Raw genomic sequence first — 2,288 nt, 5'->3', positions numbered from 1 at the left:
TGACACTTGATATATCGGCATTACCGATCCTCAAATACGATGATCTTTGTCAGCGGTTATCGATAAATCCTGAGCTACATGAGTGGCGATCATTAGTTGGACTCGATTCGAATGTTTTTGATCACTTAATTAAAGCGGCATTCTCTCAGTATGCTGAATCCATTCAGTTAGCCCCAGCTTCAGAGTCTCACCACCATTGCGGCCCTGGTGGCTTGTTAACCCATACTTATGAGGTCATCACACTTGCCCTCAAAATGCGATCTGGAATTAAATTACCGATCGGCGCTAGCATTAGTGAGATTGAGCATAAGCAGCACCTTTGGACCTATGGTGTTTTTGCGAGCTGCCTGCTTCATGATATCGGCAAGTTACTCACCTCGATACGCATTCAGCTTAACCTTGAAAATGGTACTCAACGCTGGTGGACTCCGCACGATAAAGCGTTGACGGCATTTACAGATGCGAAGTCTTACAGCATCAAATTCGTTAAAGTTCAGTACCACATGCACACTTATATCGGTCCAACACTGTTCGATATTTTGCCGCGTATGGCGCGGGCTTGGTTGGCGAATGAAACAGAGCTCATGAAGCAAATCTGCGCACACTTGCGCGGCGATCGTTATGAATCAGGCATTATCGGCGACCTCGCTGAGCGTGCAGATATGGAGTCCACGCGTGCGAACTTACAGCTTCCTATGCCAAGCAAGCGCTTTAGTCGTGCTTTGCCGCTTATCGATCGTTATTTGGGTTTTATTCGCGACTGGGTCGCCGATGGTTCAATTCGCATGAATGTGAATGGTGGGATGGGATGGTGTGACCAGGAGGGCCACATCTATTTTGTATGCCGCTCGCTTGCGGAAAAAATCATTAGCAGGTGTGACGAATTGGGGATAAATGATACCCCGCGTGAAGTGGTAAGGATTTATGACATCCTCCAAGAGCATGGCTACGCCTTGCCAACATCTGATGGCAAGGCTGTGTGGACAATTACCGCTGTCGGTAGCGAGTTTAGGCACGCATTTACATGCCTAAAATTTGAAGCGCGGAGGCTTACTGTGCCAACCCGTCAAATTAAACCGTTTTCGGGTGAGATACTGTTAGGGAAAGTGTCTGCACCGGCTAAGCCGGCAGAAGTTGCATCAGCACCTGAAAATGAAAATATAGCGGCCAGCGGAGCTGAAAATAAACAAGCCGCGCAGAGCGCGGCTGAAGCTGTAGGCACAGATAAAATCAGCGAGGACGCTGAAAACAAAATATCATTGGCGGAAAATAATAATGCGGCTTCAGGCCGCAGTGAAACTGCAAGCACGAAAGCTGAAAAAGAAACACAGGGAGCTGCACCTGCAGCTGAAGAAAAAGACAATCCCCCTTCAAAGCCAAGCTTGGTATTCGCTGCAGCGAATAAACGGCGTCAGCCGCCCGAGCCAGAGGCTGAAAGAAAAGCCGAAGGCAAGAAAACGCCTGAAGCTGCACCTGCACCTGAAAAGAAAATATTAGAAGCTGCAAGCAAACCCGAAGCTGAACCTGAGGTGGCAGAAACTGCGAGTGATACTGTAAATGAGGTTTCAGACGCTGTAACGAAGCCGGTGGAAGAGCAGTTGGAGCTTCAGGTTGTGGACTCTATAGAATCTGCGAGAATATCTCCTGCAAAATTGTTTCCGGAAACGTCCTCGGCCTCGAAGCCCCTGGTTCCATCTGTGAGTGAAACCGAGATGCCGATCAGCGCAGTCGTTAATCGTGCTGAAGGTGGGCATGCGGTGTATCAAGGATTAGACCCGAAAGATCCGCAGATTGCAGCCAAATTCATTAACTGGCTACGTATCAACCTTATTGAGAAGACGATGGTCATCAATGACCATGAGGCTAAAGTGCATATCGTACCGGAGGGGGTATTTATATTGGCCCCCGGCATTTTTAAGGTGTTTTGCCTAAAGCACGGATTGCCTGAGTCTAGCCATAGTGCTATCAGTAAGAAGTTTGATCGGAAGAAGTATCATATCAGGACTGCTAAAGGACTCAATATTCATCCCTATTGGGTCGTCGGTAAAAAAAGTCACAAAATAATACAGGGGCGAATTTTGCCTTTATCGTTAATTTATGGTGACGAATACCCCATACCCAAGCCTAATATGTATATTCACAAAACAATCCCACAAAGCACTTAATGCATAAAAGAATCCATGGCAAAATACGTGTAGCTTACAACTCTATGCAATAGGACACTGACGTCAACAACGTTGCATTTGAGGAGGTTTGTGAGCGAGTAAAAGGGGATTAAGATGTATTTT

1 protein-coding gene is annotated in these 2,288 nt (G+C 46.9%); it reads left to right on the top strand.

Going from position 1 to position 2,288, the window contains the following annotated elements; translation table 11 throughout:
• Nucleotides 1-2,165 (top strand): MobH family relaxase (gene mobH, locus AC3A8L_RS21310; RefSeq protein ID WP_487964288.1); only part of this gene is annotated, 2,165 nt, incomplete at its 5' end.
• Nucleotides 2,166-2,288 lie beyond the last annotated feature (123 nt).

The sequence above is a fragment of the Marinagarivorans sp. genome, assembly GCF_982758155.1.
This window is presented reverse-complemented; position numbering and strand designations above follow the sequence as displayed.